Below are 18,356 nucleotides of genomic sequence, written 5' to 3'. Positions count from 1 at the left end.
GCATCGATGTCCGCACCGCTGGAGTCGGAACTGTCGCTGGCTCGCCGGGCTGTCACATCGCGACAGTCTACGGATGTGTGTGCGCACGACCGCCGACCTCGATCCTGCGTCGCACGCAGCGTCGGATAATGTCGAACATCAGGTTGTGAGGTGTTCGGTGTACGTCGGCCAGTGTCGGTGAAACCACATCACTTCCCGGTTGCCGACGGCAGGGCAGACGATGGAAACCGACGGCGCGTGCGCACCTGTCCCGGCGGGCACGGCGAATCGAGAGAGGCGGTCAGGCGATGGTGGAAGGGTCCGGCGGCACCCTGCCAGATGCGGGGCTGCCCGGCTCCGAGCTATCCGACTCCGGGTCATCCGACGCCGAGTTGCGTGGCGCCTACGACCAGTGGTCGGCCGCCGCGGCGGCCGTTCTGGCGAAGTCGGCCCGCACCACCGTCGAAGACCTGCTCGCGCGCCCCGACGAGATGCTCTCGACCGACATCGGCGACGGCATCTCCGTCCGGCCGCTGTACACCCGGCTTGCTGAGCTGTCCGAGAACGGGGCGCGGGCCGAGAACGGGGCGCGGGCCGAGAACAGCTTGCCCGGGCAACCGCCCTTCGTCCGCGGAGCCGACGGTGCACGCGACCCGGTGATGGGCTGGCGGGTCACCGAGCGTTTCGGCGGCGACGACGACCCGTCGGCCGATGCCGCCGAGGTCAACGGTGTCATCCTCGACGCCCTGTCGGTGGGTGTGTCGGGGCTGATGCTCACGGTCGCCGACGGCGGTCCGATCACGCCCACCGACATCCCCACCGTCCTCGAGGGGGTTCTCCTCGACCTGATCCCGGTCACCCTCGACGCGGGCGAACACGTCATAGAGGCCGCCGAGGCGCTGTTCGCGTTGCTCCCCGACGAGCGCGACACCTCCGCCGCCGTCACCGTCAGCCTGGGCGTGAGTCCGCACACTGCCCGCGTCGCCGCAGCGCCGACGATCGGCGTCGAGGATGCGGTGACGCTGGCCGGCGCCGCTCGCACGCACGCGGCCGCCACATTCCGCGTCGACGGAGTGCATCTGGCGAATGCCGGCGCCGGCGCCGCACAGGAACTCGCGATGTGCGTGGCCGCGGGCGTCGAGCATCTGCGCGAGCTGACCGCCGCCGGACTGACGACGCCAGAAGCGTTCGGGCAGATCACTTTCGCAATATCCGCCGATGACGATCAATTCACCGTCATCGCGAAAATCCGTGCGCTGCGGGCTCTCTGGGCCAGGGTCGCCCAGGTGTGCGGCACGCCCGACTCCGGTGGTGCACTCGTCCACGCGATCACCGCGCCGGCGATGTTCACCCAGCGCGATCCGTGGGTGAACATGTTGCGCGCCACCGTCGCAACCTTCGCCGCCGGCGTGGGCGGTGCCGATCAGATCACCGTCTTCGGCTATGACGCGGCGCTCCCGCCGGCCGCGCGGACCTCCCCGCCGCGGTTCTCCCGGCGCATCGCCCGCAACACCCAGCTGCTGTTGCTCGAAGAGTCTCACCTCGGACGAGTCCTCGACCCGGCCGGCGGCTCGTGGTACGTCGAGAGCCTCACCGACGATCTGGCCGCGGCGGCATGGGATCTGTTCCGTGAGATCGAGGCAGTCGGCGGCTTCGCGCAGGCCGTCGACGACGGGAGTATCGCTGAACGTCTGGCCGAAACCGTTGCAGCACGGGAGAAGTCAGTATCAACGCGCCGCATCCCGATCACCGGAGTCAGCGAGTTCCCACTGCTCGCGTCCTCCGTTGCAGCACCCGAGGTCATCGAACAGCTCGCGGGTTACCCCGGCGACGTCCATCGACTCGCCGCTCCCTTCGAGGCCCTGCGTGATCGTTCCGATCATCGCGTCGCGACCGGACACGACCGGGCGACAGCCACTCTCGCACCGATCGGACCACTGGCCGAACACAACGTGCGCACGACGTTCATCACCAACCTCCTCGCCGCCGGCGGCGTCGCCGCCGACAATCCTGGAACCGTGGACCCCCAGACCATCGCCACGCTCGAACCGTCCGCAGTAGCCGTCGTCTGCGGCACCGACAAGGCCTACGCCGCCCACGGCGCCGACGTGGTCCGGGCATTGCGCGAGAGGGGTTTCGGCCACATCTATCTGGCCGGCAAGCCGTCCGCATGGCCGGCCGACGCTCCGCCGTGCGACGGCTACCTGTCGGCGGGCATCGACGCCGTGACCGCACTCGCGACGATCCTCGACGAACTCGGCGTCCCCCGGCTCGACGTACCGACCGCATCAGCGCAGGAGGCAGGGCACTCCCGATGACCAGCACACAGTCGCAGATCGGCAGTTTCGCCGACGTACCACTGCATCCCGGGCCCGCCGACCGCACCGACGGACACCGTGTGACACCGGATACCCAGGGTTCGGCGTCCGACGGAGGTGGGACCCGCTCGGATCACGAGTCGTGGTCGACACCCGAGCAGATCGACGTCGCGACGATCTACACCCGCGCCGACCGCGACGCAATCACCCGGGCCGACCAGGAGCATCCCTATCCGCTCGACTCGGTCCCCGGCGCCGTGCCGTTCATCCGCGGACCCTATCCCACGATGTACGTCAACCAGCCGTGGACCATCCGCCAGTACGCCGGGTTCTCCACGGCCGCGGAGTCGAATGCCTTCTACCGCCGCAACCTCGCGGCGGGGCAGAAGGGGCTGTCGGTGGCCTTCGACCTCGCCACCCACCGCGGCTACGACTCCGACCATCCCCGTGTCACCGGTGACGTCGGAATGGCCGGTGTGGCAATCGATTCCATCTATGACATGCGTCAGCTCTTCGACGGGATCGACCTGGGTTCGGTGTCGGTCTCGATGACCATGAACGGGGCGGTGCTGCCGATCCTCGCGCTGTACGTGGTAGCCGCGGAGGAACAGGGGGTCGCCCCCGAACAACTCGCGGGCACCATCCAGAACGACATCCTCAAAGAGTTCATGGTGCGCAACACCTACATCTATCCGCCGCAACCGTCGATGCGCATCATCTCCGACATCTTCGAATACACCTCCACGCGCATGCCGCGTTTCAACTCGATCTCGATCTCCGGCTACCACATCCAGGAGGCCGGAGCCACCGCCGATCTCGAACTCGCCTACACCCTCGCCGATGGCGTGGAGTACCTGCGCGCCGGTCTGGCGGCCGGGCTCGACATCGACAAGTTCGCCCCGCGTCTGTCGTTCTTCTGGGGTATCGGGATGAACTTCTTCATGGAGGTCGCCAAACTGCGGGCGGCTCGGTTGCTGTGGAGCGAACTGGTGGCGAAGTTCGAACCGAAGAGCCCCAAATCGCTGTCACTGCGCACACATTCGCAGACATCCGGGTGGTCGCTCACCGCCCAGGATCCCTTCAACAACGTGGCCCGTACGTGTGTGGAGGCGATGGCGGCCACACAGGGGCACACACAGTCGTTGCACACCAACGCACTCGATGAGGCGTTGGCGCTGCCGACGGACTTCTCGGCACGCATCGCACGTAACACCCAGCTGCTGTTGCAGCAGGAGTCGGGCACCACCCGGACGATCGACCCGTGGGGCGGATCGAACTACGTCGAGTGGCTGACCCATCAACTCGCCGAGCGGGCCCGCGCGCACATCGCCGAGGTCGAGGAGGCCGGCGGGATGGCCAAGGCGATCGGGGAGGGCATCCCGAAACTGCGCATCGAGGAAGCCGCCGCCCGTACGCAGGCGCGTATCGATTCCGGCGCCCAGCCGGTGATCGGGGTCAACAAGTACCAGGTGGCCGACGACGCCGACATCGAGGTCCTCAAGGTCGAGAACTCGCGGGTGCGCACCGAGCAGCTGGCCAAACTCGACAGCATCCGGGCCGAACGCGATACCGAGAAGGTCGACGCCGCACTGGCCGAGTTGACCAGGGCTGCGGCGTCCACCGACGGCGGGATGGACAACAACCTGCTGGCACTGGCCATCGACGCGGCGCGCACCGGTGCGACGGTGGGCGAGATCTCCAGCGCACTCGAGGAGGTCTACGGTCGCCATCAGGCGGAGATCAAGACGATCAGCGGGGTGTATCGGCATGAGGCCGGCGACGTGAGCAACTTCTCGGCAGCCACCGAGCTGATCGAGCGCTTCGCCCGCGCCGAGGGTCGGCGCCCACGCATCCTGCTCGCCAAGATGGGTCAGGACGGCCACGACCGCGGCCAGAAGGTGATCGCCACCGCCTTCGCCGACCTCGGCTTCGACGTCGACGTGGGCCCGCTGTTCCAGACACCCGACGAGGTGGCCCAGCAGGCCGCCGACAACGACGTTCATGTGGTCGGCGTGTCGTCGCTGGCCGCCGGACACCTCACCCTGGTCCCGGCGCTGCGCGAGGCACTCGCCGAGGCCGGCCGGCCCGACATCATGATCGTCGTGGGCGGGGTGATCCCGCCCGGCGACTTCGACGCGCTGTACGCCTCCGGGGCCACCGCGATCTTCCCGCCGGGCACTGTGATCGCCGACTCGGCCAGCGAGCTGATCGAAGCGCTCGCGCAGCGACTCGGTCTCGACCTCGGGACCCCGCCGAGCTGATGGCCCCCGATCCGACGACAGGAGCCGTGCGCCGCCCACCCGTGGACGTCGATGCGCTCGCCGCAGGGATCACCGCCGGCCGGCGCGCCGACCTCGCACGCGCGATCACACTGGTGGAGTCTCAGCGCGCGGACCACCGCGACCAGGCCCAGCAGTTGCTGCTGCAGCTGGCCGGGGCCACGGGATCGTCGGTGCGCGTGGGCATCACGGGTGTACCCGGGGTGGGCAAGTCCACGACCATCGAGACGCTGGGTATGTCGCTGATCGAGGCCGGTCATCGGGTCGCCGTGCTGGCCGTGGACCCGTCCTCGACGCGCACCGGCGGCTCGATCCTCGGAGACAAGACCCGAATGGGGAGACTGGCAGCCCATCCCGACGCCTACATCCGGCCGTCACCGACCTCCGGCACACTCGGTGGGGTGGCCCGGGCCACCCGCGAGACGATCGTGCTGGTGGAGGCCGCAGGCTACGACGTCGTCCTCGTCGAGACGGTGGGTGTGGGGCAGTCGGAGGTCACCGTCTCCCAGATGGTCGACACGTTCTGCTTCCTGACACTGGCCCGCACCGGCGATTCACTTCAGGGCATCAAGAAGGGCGTCCTCGAACTCGCCGACATCGTGGTGGTGAACAAGGCCGACGGCAAACACCTCAACGAAGCGCGCTCGGCCGCACGCGAACTCACCACCGCGTTGCGGATCATCTATCCGCATGAGGGTCTGTGGCGGCCGCCGGTGCTCACCATGAGCGCCATCGAGAACACCGGCGTCACCGAGCTGTGGGAGACGGTTCTCCGTCACCGGCGTGCCCTCGAGGACGCGGGCGAGTTCGACCGCCGCCGATCGCGTCAGCAGATCGAATGGACCTGGGAGATGGTGCGCGACCGGGTGCTGGGACGTCTCGCCGCCGATACCGCCGTCGCCTCGCTCCGCGAGGACGTCGAACGCCGGGTCGCCGACGGCACACTCACCCCCGCGCTGGCCGCCGAGGCCATCCTCGAGGCCTTCGACTCCTGAGGGTTCTCGAGGGCTCTTGAGCGCTCACCCCTCCGCAATGGGTGAGCGCTCATCGAGCGTGTACCGGCTCAGATCGCCTTCACTCGGGTGAGCGTCCTGTTTGCCTTCTTCGGGGTGGCGGGCGCCTTCGCTGTCACCTTCACCGGTGCGAGGCGGTCCTCCACGAGGCACACCGAGCGCAGCACATGCTGATACGTCGCCAGGCCATAAGCGTTGGGCACGTTGATGAGCGGGAACGGTGAGGGGATGAGGTCGAACGGGTTGAGTGCCGCGGTGGGGTAGTCGGCGGAGAACAGATCACCCAGCTTGCCGGTGAACACGCTGAAACCGATCTCCATCACCTGCGTGGTCAGCGAGTAGGCGAAGCGGGCCGCGGTGAGCGATTTGTCGACCGGGAGGGATGCCAGCGGCACGGTGTGATCGAACCGCTTGCCCTTGGATGCGTTGGCGCCCAGCCCGATCAGCGTGTCGGTGGCCGCACCCCCCACCTTGGGGATGAATCCCAGTGCCGTCGACAGCAGCGTCTCGATGGTGGTGAAATCATCGGGATTCTCCGGGATGAGGTTGTCGGCGACCATCACGTTCTTCGCGATCCACTCCAGCCGAGCACCCTGGTCGACGATGGCCGCGCGGGTCGCGGCGTCGGGCGCATGGGTCCTCAGATAGGAGACGGTGCGGGCGATGACCCGCCCCAGCGTCATATCCGACACCGGCTTGCAGGTGCCGTCGTTGACCGCGAGTGTCTCGGCGAGCTCGGTGACCAGCGGTGACACCCGCACGCCGGTGTCGGTGCCGGCGACGGGAGTTCCGGCGCCCTCGAGTGTGGCCGGATCGGCCTTGACCACACACCTCGACTCCAGCGATCGCTGGGTGGCGGTGTAGATCGCGGTGAAACCGTAGGAGCCGAGCGTCATCGGCAGCGTGATCAGTGTGCCCAGCGATACCGGCCCGACCGACATGATCGACGGGATCATGCCCGAGATGATCTTCATCGGCACCAGTGTGGTGGTGTAGATGAGGAAGTACGACGTCTCGATCGCCTGGTTGAGGGTCAGCTTCTCGGCCGGGATCGACTGTGCGATCCGCCCATCGCGCACGTTCATCAGCTGGGTGACGATGTAATTGGTCACCGGATCTTTCAGAGTGCGCAGCGGGGCATCGGCATCGGAGGTCAACTCCGATGCGGGCGAGGACACCATGAGCATCGAGATCCCGGTCTTGCTGAGCCGGTCGTGCCCCTCGGCCCGCAACTGCGGCAACACTTTCCGGTACGCAACGGGCAGAATCGGTGTCGCGGCATCGAGCACCGCGTCGAAGACGGAGCCCAGCGTCGCCTGATCGGAGTTGGCGCACAACGCTTTCGGCGGACTCACCGGCCTGGCCTGCGCCTCTCCTGCAGCAACACCGACCGACATCACACACAGCGATGCCGCGACGGCAGCGACCAGCCCCCGGACACGTACAGACTCCACCAACGAACTCCCCCTGAATAGGACCGCGCGGCCGGGCCGGCGACTGACGCGGGAAGGCTATGCGCCAGCTATGTCCGCTATGGATAGCACACATTGCAGGCAGATGAACAGGGTCGGACGGATGTCTGACACATGGCTGACATCACCTCGTACCAGGTGTTTTGCGTAACTAAGTCTGTCCAACCGCATTCGCCAGCCGTGCGATCGACTCCACGAGATCGTCAAGGAAGGCGTCCATGTCGGCGGCAGTCGCGATCGACGCGTTGTCGGGACGCCCCCAGAATCCCCGATCATCGGCGACAGTTGTTGCGCGCGTGAGTGTTCCGCGCAGTTCGACGTCCACACATGCCGACCGGGTGGTGACGTCGGCAGCACCGATCGCCACGGCTGCCGCGAACGGGTCGTGGGCGTGGGCGATGTAGCCCTCGTCGTGATCGGCGTGGAACTCGAAGTAGAACCGCAGGGCGTCGACGAGATGACGCACCACCGGATTGGACGCCACCGAGGCCGCTCCGCGCGTGTCGCCCGCGGAAGGACGCTCCACCGGCTGACTGTTCGCCAGCTCGGCCAGCCGGGACAGATGCGCCGGGGTGAACACGGCCTGCTCGGTCAGATCCAGTGGGCAGATGACGGGCGCGGGCGCCCCGCCGTGGCCGAAGGAGACGAGCACATGGGCCAGCGACTCCGGGTCCACGGCGACGTTCCACTCGACGGTCGGGGCCGTGTTGCCCGGGTGCAGGAAGGTGCCGCCCATGATGACCAGTCCGGCAAGGCGGGCGGGCAGGCCGGGATCGCGGGTGATGGCCCGCGACAGGCTCGTCGACGGTCCGGTCACCAGGCCGATGAGTTCCCCCGGATGGGTCAGGCTCGCATCGATCCACGCAGTCGCCGCATCCTGTGCCGCCGGCGGGGTGAATGCCGGTGGTAGAGCGGCATACCCGACACCGTGGGGACCGTGGGTGTCCTCGGTGGTGCGCAGCGGTTCGACCAGAGGCTCGGCCGAACCCACATACACCGGGATGTCCGCACGCCCCACCAGGCAGAGCCATGCGAGATTGTTGGCGGCCACCACGTCGACCGGGACGTTTCCGGCCGTGGAGACCACCGACACCAGCGACACCTCCGGGCGCGACAGCAGGTACAGCAGCGCCAGCGAGTCGTCGATGCCGGTGTCGCAGTCGAGGAGCAGCGGACGCGCCGGCCCAGAGCTCTTCCCAGCTGTGATCTTCTCAGAAGTGGTGTGTCGTCCGGTCGCGATGTGCTCAGAATTGTGATCGTTGAGATCAGCCACGAGAGTCGAGTAAACCTCAATCTCTGCTGCGGTGTCCGAGGGGGGACTTGAACCCCCACGCCCGTTAATAGGGCACTAGCACCTCAAGCTAGCGCGTCTGCCATTCCGCCACTCGGACTCGCGACCCGGGTTGCTCACCCGTGTCGGCGCCGGATAACACTAACCGACCGTGCCCGGCTTCCCCAAATCCGGTGGTCGGGGCCTTTTCGGCGGTAGCGGCGTCGGGTGGGACCACATCTGCCGACGACATCGTGGAAAGGAGTTCGGCGCGTCGCGATCCCACCAGGCCGCGCCGGATCGGTCCCCGGCGGCGGGCGGTGATAGGAATGGTGAGGTGACCGAAACGCCGCGTGCGACCGATGAGGTCGTCGACATCGTCAGCAGGCTGATCCAGTTCGACACCACGAACACCGGCGAACCCGACACCACCGTCGGCGAGGCCGCATGTGCCGAGTGGGTGCTCGAGCAACTCGCCGAGGTCGGCTACACCACCGAATACGTGGAATCCGGTCAGCCGCGCCGGGGCAACGTCTTCGCCCGGCTCCCTGGTGCGGACCCCTCGCGTCCCGCGCTCCTGTTACACACCCACCTCGACGTCGTCCCCGCCCAGGCCGCCGACTGGAGTGTGCACCCGTTCTCGGGCGCGGTGAAAGACGGTTACATCTGGGGCCGTGGCGCGATCGACATGAAGGACATGGTCGGGATGGTGATCGCGCTGGCCCGACAGTTCAAACGCGACGGCACCGTCCCCCCGCGCGACATCGTCTTCGCCTTTCTCGCCGACGAGGAGGCCGGTGGTACCTGGGGCTCGCAGTGGCTGGTGGCGCACCGCCCCGAGCTGTTCGACGGGGTCGGTGAAGCGGTGGGGGAGGTCGGCGGCTACTCGCTGACGATCGACCGTCGGGACGGCACACAGCGCCGCCTGTATCTCGTGGAGACGGCAGAGAAGGGTCTGTCGTGGATGCGGCTGACCGCCACGGCGCCGCCCGGACACGGGTCGTTCCTCCACGAGGAGAACGCGGTCACCGAACTCGCCGCGGCGGTCGCCCGCATCGGCAACCACACGTTCCCGCTCGTGATCAGTGACTCGGTCGCGGAGTTCCTGGCGGCGGTGAGCGAGGAGTCGGGACTGGACTTCTCACCGGAATCGCCCGATCTCGACACGTCGCTGTTCAAACTGGGCAGCCTCGCGCGCATCATCGGCGCCACCCTGCGCGACACCGCCAACCCCACGATGCTCGACGCCGGCTACAAGGCGAATGTGATCCCCCAGACCGCCACCGGCGTCATCGACTGCCGGGTGCTCCCCGGCCGTCAGGCGGCTTTCGAGGCCGAGATCGATGAACTGTTGGGGCCCAACGTGACTCGCGAGTGGATCACTCATCTCGACCCGTACGAGACCACATTCGACGGCGATCTCGTCGACGCCATGGGAGCCGCCATCCGCGCATACGACCCGAGCGGCCGGACCGTGCCGTACATGTTGTCGGCCGGTACCGACGCCAAAGCGTTCGCCACCCTCGGCATCCGGTGTTTCGGCTTCGCGCCGTTGCAGCTGCCGACCGATCTCGACTTCGCCTCACTCTTCCACGGTGTCGACGAACGGGTGCCGATCGACGGGCTGATCTTCGGGACGAAGGTGCTCGAGCATTTCGTGATGCACAGCTGAGAGTCGTGCACAGCTGAGCCAGTACTCGGTCACGGTCTCGGTTCACCGCGTCGGTACTGGCGGCGCGGTGGTGTCGGCGCGTTGAATGGACTCACCGGTGGGGCATTCGGTCCGCATCGGTGAGTCGGAAAGGAACAGCGCAACTCCATGAGTCACAACCCGTACGACGAACTGCCCGCACTGCCGGAATTCACCCTCACCTCCGAGTCGATCGCCGATGGGCGCCCACTGGAACGCCCGCAGGTCAGCGGGATCATGGGGGCCGGCGGAGACGATGTGTCGCCGCAGCTGCGCTGGTCCGGATTTCCCTCGGAGACAAAGAGTTTTGCAGTCACGGTCTACGATCCCGATGCCCCGACGGCGTCGGGGTTCTGGCATTGGGCGGTGGCCGACATCCCGGTGTCGGTGACGTCGCTGGACGCCGGGGCGGGTGGCGAATCCGGCGACGGATTGCCCGCAGAGGCAGTGACGCTGACCAACGACGCCTCACTGCGCCGCTACATCGGTGCCGCACCGCCGCCCGGCCACGGCCCACACCGCTACTTCGTCGCCGTGCATGCGGTGGACGTGGACTCGCTGGGGTTGCCGGACGGCGCCACACCGGCATATCTGGGATTCAACCTGTTCAGCCATGCGATCGCGCGAGCGATCATCGTCGGCACCTACGAGGAACCTGCCGGGGACTGAGCTCGATCGTGACCGACTGAGCTCGATCGTGACCGTCTGAGCCGAACGCCCGGTCCCGAGTTCCCGGAACCGGGCGTTCAGGTGCCGTCACGACGGTGTCGGCGTCTCCCGCTCTGGTCCCGGCGCTGTCGGTCCTGGCCTCAGGCCCCCGGTGTGTCGGAAACCAGAGGATCAGGATGCGCCCTCGGCGACGTCGGCGCCCACCGCTTCGGCGAGGCTGGCGAATCCGTCGGCACGCAGTCGGCGGGCGATCCCCTGGTGGATCCGGCGCGTCCACAGGGGTCCGCCGTAGATGAAGCCGGTGTAACCCTGCAACAGCGACGCGCCTGCACGGATGCGCGCATAGGCGTCGTCGGCGGATTCGAGACCACCGACCGAGATGATGGCGAGCCGGCCACCGACCCGGCCGTACAGCCGATGCAGCACCTCGCGGGACCGTGGCGCCAGCGGGGCACCGGACAGGCCGCCAGGCCCGATCGCCTCGACGTCGGCGCGCGGGGTGCGTAACCCGTCGCGGGAGATCGTCGTGTTGGTGGCGACGATGCCGGCGAGGCCGAGCTCGACAGCGAGATCGGCGACCGCGTCGATGTCCTCGTCGGCCAGATCGGGGGCGATCTTGACCAGCACGGGGATGTTCACCGCCGCGGTCACCGCGGCGAGGATCGGTCGCAACGAATCCACCGCCTGCAGGTCACGCAGTCCCGGAGTGTTGGGTGAGCTGACATTGACGACCATGAAATCGGCGAGCGGGCCGAGTAGACGGGCGCTGATCAGATAGTCCTCGACCGCCTCGTCGAGGGGTGTCACCTTGGACTTGCCGATGTTGGCCGCGATCGGCACCGCACCCGGTGACCCGGACAGCACCCGGCGCGTCGTGAGCCGATGCGCTGCGGCCCCGGCGCCGTGATTGTTGAACCCCATCCGGTTGATCAGGGCGCGGTCGGCCGGCAGCCGGAACAGTCGCGGGGCCGGGTTTCCCGGTTGTGCGATCGCCGTCACGGTGCCGACCTCGGCGTACCCGAATCCGAGCGCACCCCAGGTGTCTGCGCCCTCGGCGTTCTTGTCGAATCCGGCGGCGAGGCCCAGCGGTCCGGGGAATCGGACACCGAACACCGTGGACGTCAGGATCGGGTCGTGCACCGCGAGAACGCGGCCCACCAGCCATCGGGTGACCGCGAACCGCCCGCAGATCCGAATGGCCGCGGCGATGATGCGATGGATCTGCTCGGGCGGGATGCGGAACATGGCCTTGAGCGCCCGCGGATAGATCACATCGTTGACCCGCTCGAGCAGGTCGGCCCGGCCTCCGGGCTCCGTCGCGTCGATCGGCGTACGTGTGCCGTCAGCACTCACGCCGAGAGCTCCGTCTGATCGCCGCCACCCACGCCGTCGTCGGCGGCGCCCGAACGGGGCCGTCTGCGCCGCAACAGGACCTTACGCGTGCCGTCGGGGTAGAGGCGCACCCGCGAGAGCTCCCAGCCACCGAATTCGGCTTCCAGTGACAGCCGCATCGAGGCCGTCACCCGGGTCACGTCAGGGGGGAGTCGTACCGGGATGTACTCGTAGTCGTCGGTCATCTGCCACTCGCGCGGGAAGCCGCGGGAACGTCCAGCATGTCTCACGTCGTACGCGTCCTTTCTCGCCGCCGCGCGGCGGCGATACGCGCACAGCTCGTGCGCGTCGCGGCCGACAACGCCGTGTCGGCCGTGCGCCGGGCATCTGCCCACCGCCGGTGAGGTGGTCACCATCGCTCCGGGCGCTCCCGGGGCGAACGTGTCAGCCGATGTCGCTGCCCGCCGGTCACCGCCGGCATATCCGTCGGTGTCAGGGCGCGCCGCGATCATCGCCAGGCAGTCGGGGACACCACCTGCAGCCCCTCACCTCGCGCCGAGAGCAGGTAGACCGTCCCGGTGCGCTGATCGACCGCCATCGAGTCGGCCTGCCCGACAGTTGCGAACCTGTGCCGCTCCTCGGGTATTCCGGTCTTGAGGTCGAACGCCTGGGCGGTGGAGTTCCCGGTACTGACGACCCATGCCAGGTCACGGGTGTCGTCGTAGTCTACGGCGTACGGTCCGCCCGACACCGGATATCGCATCTGCATGATCGGCGGATGCCCGGCGATCACGATGAACTGGTCGTCGCGGGTGTTGGAGATCAGGAACCGGTTGACGTGGTCCACCGACATCTCGGTACCCCCGTTGCCGACGCGTTGCGCCGGGCCGAGCGAGCGTTTGTCGACGTCGAGTTCGGTGGCCGAGGACTGCGCCCGATCCAGGACCATCGTCTGCCCGTCGGAGGCGACCGCGATCGCGTCGACCCGCACGAATCCGTCGATCACGTCCACTGTGCGGGCACCGACCACCTGTACGCGGCCGTCGGAGGTCCCGACCAGCACGTCGTCACCGCGACGCGCGACCGACAGCGGGTCGCCGGCGTCGATCTGGCGGGTCGCCACCTTCCCGGCGACGGCGTCGATCGACATCAGCGACCGCGGCCCCACCGCCAGCAGCACACCGTCGGAGAAGCCGCCCAGCGCCGCGGCAGGTACCGGCAGCGTGATCGTGGTCGGTGGCAGCTGGGGTACGCCGGCGTCGTCGAGCCGGTACACCTCGACATCGGTGCGATTGGTCGCCAGCACCGCCAGCACACGGCGGTCGGAGTCGATGGCCATGGCGGTACCGGCATCCGGTGCCGAGATCACTCGTCCCGCCGGCTGCTCTGCGGTCGCCGACGCGGCCACCGGGGTCATCGGGACCGTGGTCGCCAGCTTCGAGCGATCGGTCGACGACGAGTTCGAGCAGCCGCTCACCACCACCAGCGCCGCCACCGCCGCAGCGACAAGCGAGGCCCCGCGAATCCGCCGACGCCGGGTCGACGGACGGGGTTGGGGGCCGGCGGCTTCGACACGCATGGGGTCCATCTTGTCTGATGCGGTGTCGGCGCCGTTCGGGCGGGCTGCCACGCCGACGGTGCTCGCCCCTGCGCAGAACCGACACCGTTGTCAGTAACATGTCCCGGCGTGAGCGACTCCATGACGTGGGCCCAAGCTGTTGTTCTCGGAGCCGTTCAGGGGCTGACCGAATTCCTCCCGATCTCCTCGTCGGCGCATCTGCGCATCGTGTCGGCGTTGTGGTTCGACGACGATGCGGGCGCCTCGTTCACCGCGGTGACCCAGTTGGGTACCGAGGCCGCGGTGTTGGTGTACTTCGCCAAGGACATCGCACGCATCGTGAAGGCGTGGTTCGTGGGTCTTGCCAACCCGGCCGAGCGGGGACTCGACTACCGGGTGGGGTGGTACGTCATCTTCGCCACCATCCCGATCGGCGTGATCGGTTATCTCCTGCGCGACCAGATCCGCACCGGCGCAAGGAATCTCTGGCTGGTGGCAATCATGCTCATCCTGTTCTCCGGGGTCATCTGGCTCGCCGAGAAGGTGGGCACTCAGCGCCGGTCGATGGCGCAGCTGACCCTGCGCGATGGTGTGGTGATGGGCTTGTCGCAGTGTTTCGCGCTGATCCCCGGCGTGTCCCGATCCGGCGCGACGTCGAGCGCGGGTCTGTTCCTCGGACTCAAACGCGAGACGGCAGTGCGGTTTTCGTTTCTGCTGGCGATCCCCGCAGTGCTCGCCTCCGGCCTGTTCAGCCTCCCCGACGCGTTTTCGCCGTCGGGTGAGGGGGTGCAAGCCAGCGGCCCTCAGATACTGGTCGCCACGGTGGTGGCGTTCGTACTCGGATACGGATCGATCGCCTGGCTGCTGCAATTCGTCTCGCGCCACTCACTGAATTGGTTCGTGGGCTACCGCGTACTGCTCGGATTGGCCGTCATCGGACTGCTCAGCGCCGGCGTGATCAGCGCGACCTGATGCACGGTGTGCCTATGGTGGTCACGTGACTGTCATCCTCGTTCGACATGGGCGTTCCACCGCGAACACGTCCGGGGTCCTCGCCGGTCGCTCGGTGGGTGTCGAACTCGACGACAAGGGTCGCGCCCAAGCCGACGGCCTCCTCGACAGACTCGGCGAGCTCACCGACATCGCCGCGATCGTGCGCTCCCCGCTGCTGCGGTGCGCGCAGACGATGGCGCCGCTGCGGTCGCGGCTGGACGTGCCCGAGATCGTCGACGACGCACTGGCCGAGGTGGACTACGGTGCGTGGACAGGTCGCACGATCTCTGACCTCATGTCCGAGCCGATGTGGCGGACTGTCCAGCAACAGCCGTCGGCGGCGATCTTTCCCGGCGGCGAGGGCCTGGCCGACGTGGCACGCCGCGCGGTGGCCGCCATCCGTGGCCACGACGCCGCGCTGGCCGGACCGAACCGAGATGGCCTGTGGATCGCCTGCTCGCACGGTGACGTGATCAAGGCAGTGGTCGCCGACGCCATGGGCATGCATCTGGACTCGTTCCAGCGGATCGTGGTCGAGCCCGCCTCGATCACGGTGATCCGCTACAGCGACACACGACCGTATGTACATACCGTCAACTGCGTCGGCGCCCGGCCGGCCGTGCCGATCCCGCGGCCACCGCAGGCCGGGGCGCCGGGCGCGGCCGAATCACCGGTGACCGGCGACGACGCGGTCGTCGGCGGATCCACCGGCCAGGACCCCACACCACCGAACCGACCGGGGCAGATGACAACCGCCCACACGCACCGATAATGGGACAACAGGGGAAGGAGGAGGACGATGGCACGAGCAATACACGTCTTCCGCAGCCCTGATCGATTCATCGCCGGCACCGTCGGACAACCCGGCGATCGGACCTTCTATCTGCAGGCTGTGCACGACAAACGCGTGATCAGCGTCATGTTGGAGAAACAGCAGGTGCAGATCCTCGCCGACCGCATCGACGCACTGCTCGAGGAGATCCACCGCAGATTCGGCACCCCGCTGCCCGAGGATGCCGAACGCGTCGACCTGAGTCCGCTGATCATGCCCGTCGACGCCGAGTTCCGGGTCGGGACGATGGGTCTGGGCTGGGATGCCGAATCCGAGGCCGTGGTGGTGGAGCTGCTCGCCATCACCGAGGGCGAATTCGACGAGTCGGTGGTCCTCGACGACACCGAGGAGGGACCCGACGCGGTACGGGTCTTCCTCACCACCGCCGCCGCCCGTGAGTTCGCCGAACGCTCCTCGCGGGTGATCTCGGCGGGCCGCGAGCCGTGTCCGCTCTGCGGGCAGCCACTCGACCCCGCCGGACACATCTGTGCACGCACCAACGGGTACAAGCGCGGGGTGGAATTCGACAAGTCCCTCGACTTCATCGACCCCGGCCTCCTCGACGCGGCAGCCGACGATCCCGACGACACACCACTCGCCGAGGACACACCACCGGCCGAGGAGGACTCCCTCGAGGAAGAGGCGACCGGAGAGGGATCGGCAGGGGAGAACCCCGAATCCACGAATTCCGAGTCCGACGACGATCCCGGCGAGGGGCCGCTGCAGTGAGCGCCGATCCGGTCGAGTTCGGAACCGTGGCCGATCCCGACGACGTCCGGACGACGCTCGAGCAGGGGTCCATGGAGATCCTCGGTCGGATCCGCACCGCGAGCAATGCGACGCTCGTGTGCGAGCTGGCACACCGCGACACGCGGCTGCGCGCGGTCTACAAACCCGTACGGGGCGAGGTCCCGTTGTGGGACTTCCCGACGGGCACCCTCGCCGGGCGTGAGGTGAGCTCGTACGAGATCTCCTCGGCGCTGGGCTGGGACGCGATCCCCACCACGGTCCTGCGCGGGGGCGACCTGGGTCCGGGCATGGTCCAGCGGTGGGTCGACACGGTCGACGTCGACCCCGCGAGCGCCACACCGGGGCAGCCACGGCTCGATCTGGTCGACGTGGTGCCGCCGGAGATGATCCCGGCCGGGTGGAAGCCGATTCTCGAGGCCACCGACGGCGCCGGCGACGAGGTCATCCTCGTCCACGCCGACGATCCTCGCCTGCTCCGGCTCGCCGTTCTCGACGTGCTGATCAACAATGCCGACCGCAAGGGCGGCCATGTGCTCGAGAGCGTCGACGGCGGCGTCTACGGCGTCGACCACGGCATCTGCCTGCATCAGGAGAACAAGCTGCGCACAGTGCTGTGGGGCTGGGCGGGCGAACCCGTCCCGCCGCATCTGCTCGGCGACGTGGAGACCCTGCTGTCGGGGCTCACATCACCGGCATCAGGACTGCGAACGCGGCTCTCGGAGCTGATCAGCGCCGAGGAGATCGCCGCACTCATCGCGCGTGCCCGGTCACTGATCGCCGCACCGGTCATGCCGACACCCGATCGCGGCCGCCCGATCCCATCGCCCGTGTTCTGATCTCGTGCCCGGTTGTGATCCCGTGCCCGGTTGTGAGGGTGCACACCGACCCGTCACCCGCACGCGCGCCACAGGCTTCTAGGGTGTAGTCATGCACTCGTGGTCTGAGCCCGCGGTTCCCGTTCTCGAGGGTTCCGGTCCGACGCTGCGCCTCTACGACACATCCGCCCGCCAGGTGCTGCCGGTGACGCCCGGCGGTACCGCGGGTATGTACGTATGCGGCATAACTCCTTATGACGCAACCCATCTCGGCCACGCCGCGACCTATCTGACCTTCGATCTGGTGAACCGGATCTGGCGCGACCTGGGCCACGACGTGGTCTACGTCCAGAACGTCACCGACGTCGACGACCCGCTCTTCGAACGAGCCGACCGCGACGGCATCGACTGGCGCGACCTCGGCGCGCGCGAGACCGACCTGTTCCGGTCGGACATGACCGCACTACGCGTCCTGCCACCGCAGCACTACATCGGAGCCGTCGAATCGGTCGACGAGGTCATCGAATTCGTCGACAAGCTGCTGGCCTCGGGTGCGGCCTACATCGTCGACGACCCCGAATACCCCGACATCTACTACCGCACCGACGCCACCGAGCAGTTCGGCTACGAATCGGGCTACGACCTGCCCACGATGGCGAAGTTCTTCGCCGAGCGCGGCGGCGATCCCGACCGCCCCGGCAAACGCGATCCGCTCGACCCGCTGCTGTGGCGTGCGGCGCGCGAGGGCGAACCGTCGTGGGACTCACCCAACGGTCCAGGCCGTCCGGGCTGGCATGTCGAGTGCGCGGCGATCGCGCTCAACCGGCTGGGGATGGGTTTCGACGTCCAGGGCGGCGGATGTGATCTGATCTTCCCGCATCACGAGTTCTCCGCGGCTCACGCCGAAGCACTGACGGGACAGCGGCGCTTCGCCAAACACTATGTGCACACCGGCATGATCGGTCTCGACGGCGAGAAGATGTCCAAGAGCCTGGGCAACCTGGTCTTCGTGTCCAAACTCGTTGCCGCACAGGTTCATCCGGGTGCGATTCGGCTGGCCGTGTTCTCCGGGCACTACCGCACCGACCGGATGTGGACCGACGACCTGCTCACCGAGGCGGCGGCGCGTCTGGACCGCTGGCGCGCCGCGGCGGCCGCGACCCGCGGACCCGACGCGGGTCCGGTGATCGCACGGCTGCGCGAACACCTCGCCGACGACCTCGACACGCCCAAGGCGCTCGCGGCCGTCGACGGATGGGCGGCCGACGTGCACACCGGACTCGGCTCGGATACCGACGCGCCGGCACAGATGACCGCGGCGGTCGACGCGCTGCTCGGGATCGACCTGCGCTGAGTGCGGCGCAGATCTCGCGCCAGGGCCACCTG

The 18,356-nt window shown here is 68.0% G+C and carries 15 protein-coding genes and 1 tRNA gene; 10 read left to right on the top strand and 6 right to left on the bottom strand.

The genetic code is table 11. The features are described 5' to 3' along the window. The first annotated feature begins 287 nt into the window (after positions 1-287). The 3 genes from IEW22_RS05400 to meaB are packed head-to-tail and all read left to right on the top strand — an operon-like array spanning position 288 to position 5,571. Complete coding sequence (locus tag IEW22_RS05400) at positions 288-2,297, top strand: methylmalonyl-CoA mutase family protein (RefSeq protein WP_188585574.1); 2,010 nt, start codon at positions 288-290, stop codon at positions 2,295-2,297. Then, complete coding sequence (gene scpA, locus IEW22_RS05395; protein ID WP_188585573.1) at positions 2,294-4,558, top strand: methylmalonyl-CoA mutase; 2,265 nt, start codon at positions 2,294-2,296, stop codon at positions 4,556-4,558. The genes IEW22_RS05400 and scpA overlap by 4 nt, the downstream gene beginning before the upstream one ends. After that, positions 4,558-5,571, top strand: coding sequence for a methylmalonyl Co-A mutase-associated GTPase MeaB (meaB, locus tag IEW22_RS05390; RefSeq protein WP_188585572.1), 1,014 nt, complete (start codon positions 4,558-4,560; stop codon positions 5,569-5,571). Before scpA ends, meaB begins: the two co-directional genes overlap by 1 nt. Positions 5,572-5,639: 68 nt before the next feature. Here the strand turns inward: meaB and IEW22_RS05385 are convergent, their stop codons facing one another. The 3 genes from IEW22_RS05385 to IEW22_RS05375 all read right to left on the bottom strand — a co-directional run bounded on the left by IEW22_RS05385 (position 5,640) and on the right by IEW22_RS05375 (position 8,452). Then, entirely contained in the window at positions 5,640-7,043 is a 1,404-nt protein-coding gene (locus IEW22_RS05385; RefSeq protein WP_188585571.1) for a hypothetical protein, read from the bottom strand. Positions 7,044-7,212: 169 nt separating this feature from the next. Beyond that, a complete protein-coding gene (locus IEW22_RS05380) occupies positions 7,213-8,268 on the bottom strand; it encodes a nucleoside hydrolase (protein ID WP_373284135.1) in 1,056 nt (351 codons plus the stop codon). Between the two features lie 98 nt (positions 8,269-8,366). Next, positions 8,367-8,452, bottom strand: a tRNA-Leu gene (locus IEW22_RS05375). 216 nt (positions 8,453-8,668) lie between these two features. Between IEW22_RS05375 and IEW22_RS05370 the strand changes: the two genes are divergently transcribed. Together IEW22_RS05370 and IEW22_RS05365 are read left to right on the top strand one after the other, a co-directional pair. Further along, positions 8,669-10,003: a M20/M25/M40 family metallo-hydrolase gene (locus IEW22_RS05370; RefSeq protein ID WP_188585570.1), complete on the top strand. Its 1,335-nt coding sequence runs from the start codon at positions 8,669-8,671 to the stop codon at positions 10,001-10,003. 147 nt (positions 10,004-10,150) lie between these two features. Continuing rightward, a complete protein-coding gene (locus IEW22_RS05365) occupies positions 10,151-10,690 on the top strand; it encodes a YbhB/YbcL family Raf kinase inhibitor-like protein (RefSeq protein ID WP_188585569.1) in 540 nt (179 codons plus the stop codon). Between the two features lie 171 nt (positions 10,691-10,861). Here IEW22_RS05365 and IEW22_RS05360 read toward each other — a convergent pair whose 3' ends face one another. The 3 genes from IEW22_RS05360 to IEW22_RS05350 form a co-directional block, all read right to left on the bottom strand. Then, positions 10,862-11,959 carry a quinone-dependent dihydroorotate dehydrogenase gene (locus tag IEW22_RS05360; RefSeq protein WP_188585668.1) on the bottom strand — a complete coding sequence of 366 codons (1,098 nt, stop codon included), beginning with the start codon at positions 11,957-11,959 and terminating at the stop codon, positions 10,862-10,864. An 80-nt stretch (positions 11,960-12,039) separates the two neighbouring features. Further along, positions 12,040-12,267, bottom strand: coding sequence for a DUF5703 family protein (locus IEW22_RS05355; RefSeq protein WP_188585667.1), 228 nt, complete (start codon positions 12,265-12,267; stop codon positions 12,040-12,042). A gap of 263 nt (positions 12,268-12,530) precedes the next feature. Beyond that, complete coding sequence (locus IEW22_RS05350; RefSeq protein ID WP_188585568.1) at positions 12,531-13,652, bottom strand: YncE family protein; 1,122 nt, start codon at positions 13,650-13,652, stop codon at positions 12,531-12,533. Between the two features lie 57 nt (positions 13,653-13,709). Here IEW22_RS05350 and IEW22_RS05345 point away from each other — a divergent pair, with 57 nt between their 5' ends. The 5 genes from IEW22_RS05345 (at position 13,710) to mshC (ending at position 18,324) form a co-directional block, all read left to right on the top strand. Next, positions 13,710-14,552, top strand: coding sequence for an undecaprenyl-diphosphate phosphatase (locus tag IEW22_RS05345; protein WP_188585567.1), 843 nt, complete (start codon positions 13,710-13,712; stop codon positions 14,550-14,552). 25 nt (positions 14,553-14,577) lie between these two features. Then, complete coding sequence (locus IEW22_RS05340; RefSeq protein ID WP_188585566.1) at positions 14,578-15,345, top strand: MSMEG_4193 family putative phosphomutase; 768 nt, start codon at positions 14,578-14,580, stop codon at positions 15,343-15,345. Between the two features lie 27 nt (positions 15,346-15,372). Beyond that, entirely contained in the window at positions 15,373-16,134 is a 762-nt protein-coding gene (locus IEW22_RS05335) for a DUF3090 domain-containing protein (protein ID WP_188585565.1), read from the top strand. Then, on the top strand, positions 16,131-16,991 hold the full coding sequence (locus IEW22_RS05330) for an SCO1664 family protein (RefSeq protein ID WP_373284131.1): 861 nt from the start codon (positions 16,131-16,133) through the stop codon (positions 16,989-16,991). The genes IEW22_RS05335 and IEW22_RS05330 overlap by 4 nt, the downstream gene beginning before the upstream one ends. A gap of 91 nt (positions 16,992-17,082) precedes the next feature. Next, positions 17,083-18,324, top strand: coding sequence for a cysteine--1-D-myo-inosityl 2-amino-2-deoxy-alpha-D-glucopyranoside ligase (mshC, locus tag IEW22_RS05325; RefSeq protein ID WP_188585564.1), 1,242 nt, complete (start codon positions 17,083-17,085; stop codon positions 18,322-18,324). Positions 18,325-18,356 lie beyond the last annotated feature (32 nt).

Origin of the sequence: Gordonia jinhuaensis (assembly GCF_014639795.1) — a bacterium.
In the GTDB taxonomy this organism is placed as follows: domain Bacteria; phylum Actinomycetota; class Actinomycetes; order Mycobacteriales; family Mycobacteriaceae; genus Gordonia_B; species Gordonia_B jinhuaensis.
The sequence above is the reverse complement of the archived record's forward strand: the minus strand, read 5'-3'. Positions and strand labels throughout refer to the sequence as shown.

Bases quoted from the DNA above. Each gene is read 5' to 3' on its own strand.
- IEW22_RS05400 (WP_188585574.1), top strand. From the start codon at position 288: ATGGTGGAAGGGTCCGGCGGCACCCTGCCAGATGCGGGGCTGCCCGGC.
- scpA (WP_188585573.1), top strand. From the start codon at position 2,294: ATGACCAGCACACAGTCGCAGATCGGCAGTTTCGCCGACGTACCACTG.
- meaB (WP_188585572.1), top strand. From the start codon at position 4,558: ATGGCCCCCGATCCGACGACAGGAGCCGTGCGCCGCCCACCCGTGGAC.
- IEW22_RS05365 (WP_188585569.1), top strand. From the start codon at position 10,151: ATGAGTCACAACCCGTACGACGAACTGCCCGCACTGCCGGAATTCACC.
- IEW22_RS05355 (WP_188585667.1), bottom strand. From the start codon at position 12,267: ATGACCGACGACTACGAGTACATCCCGGTACGACTCCCCCCTGACGTG.
- IEW22_RS05335 (WP_188585565.1), top strand. From the start codon at position 15,373: ATGGCACGAGCAATACACGTCTTCCGCAGCCCTGATCGATTCATCGCC.
- mshC (WP_188585564.1), top strand. From the start codon at position 17,083: ATGCACTCGTGGTCTGAGCCCGCGGTTCCCGTTCTCGAGGGTTCCGGT.